The organism is Flavobacterium sp. FlaQc-48 (assembly GCF_044007335.1).
GTDB lineage: Bacteria > Bacteroidota > Bacteroidia > Flavobacteriales > Flavobacteriaceae > Flavobacterium.
In genome coordinates, this window is the sequence record NZ_JBIPCR010000043.1 from 1 (window position 1) to 1,257 (window position 1,257).

Sequence of the window (1,257 nt, forward strand, 5' to 3'; positions counted from 1 at the left end):
AACAAAACAGGGTGTATTTGTAGACAGCAATGGTAACGGAATAACCAATGTGGGGGACAGGGTCGAATATACTTTTGTAGTGACCAATACAGGAAATACAACCTTAACCCATATTACAGTGACAGATGATAATGCCGTTGTCACCGGAGGCCCTTTGGCAAGTTTAGGGGTTGGGGCTATAGACGCAACAACATTTAAAGCAGTACACCTTATAACACAAGCTGATATTGATGCAGCATTGGTTTATAATTTAGCTATTATAGCAGCAACACCATCAAGTGGTCCGGATATTACTGAAACATCCACAGATCCTGTTCCGTGTACTGCCTGTCCGGTTGATCCTGCCTGTCCGGATTGTACCATAACACCTTTAACGCCAGTATCAAGCATTGCTATTATTAAAAAAGCAGTGTTTACAGACGAAAATAAAGATGGATATACACAAGTTGGAGAAACCATAAAATATAGTTTTGAAATTAAAAATACAGGACAAACTTCCTTAACGAATGTTATAGTTACGGATAATCTGGCCGGTTTAGTTTTATCAGGCAGCCCTGTCAATTTAGCAGTGGGAGAAGTAAACAACACAAGCTTTACGGGCGTTTATACAATTACCCAGGCTGATATTAATGCAGGATCTGTAGCCAATCAGGCTATGGTAGAAGCAACAACACCTTCGGGGGCAAAAGTTAATGATCTTTCTGATAATGATAGTTTTACTGGTGACGGCAGCACCGTAATTGATATTACAGATTGTGTTATTGAAGTTTTTAATGCCGTATCTCCAAACGCTGATGGATTTAATGATGTGTTTAGTATAAAAGGATTAGAATGTTATCCTGACAACACTGTTGAGATTTATAACCGTTGGGGAGTAAAAGTCTTTGAAACCAATAATTATAATTCTAATGGAAACGTTTTTAAAGGATACTCAGATGGTAGAGCAACCATTTCCAGAAATGAAATATTGCCGGATGGCACGTATTTCTACACCTTAAAATATCTGGACAACACCTCTGTATGGCATTCTAAATCTGGCTACTTGTATATAAATAAATAATTCAGAAAACGGGGGAGATTTATTCTCCCTGTTTATAAACTTAAGACTTATGAGAACAAAATTATTTTCTTTCGTCATAATGTTTGTCACGCTTGCGGGTTATGGGCAGCAGGATGCACAGTTTACGCAATACATGTACAACGCGATCAACATCAATCCGGCTTATGCGGGTTCGCGTGGTGCTTTAAGTATTTTTG

The 1,257-nt window shown here is 38.4% G+C and carries 2 protein-coding genes; both read left to right on the forward strand.

Features of this window, described 5'->3' with window-relative positions:
- Nucleotides 1–1,060 (forward strand): gliding motility-associated C-terminal domain-containing protein (locus ACHRWY_RS27480; protein WP_395359207.1); only part of this gene is annotated, 1,060 nt, incomplete at its 5' end.
- 49 nt (nt 1,061–1,109) lie between these two features.
- On the forward strand, nt 1,110–1,257 hold a 148-nt coding region (locus ACHRWY_RS27485; RefSeq protein WP_395359209.1), incomplete at its 3' end, for a type IX secretion system membrane protein PorP/SprF.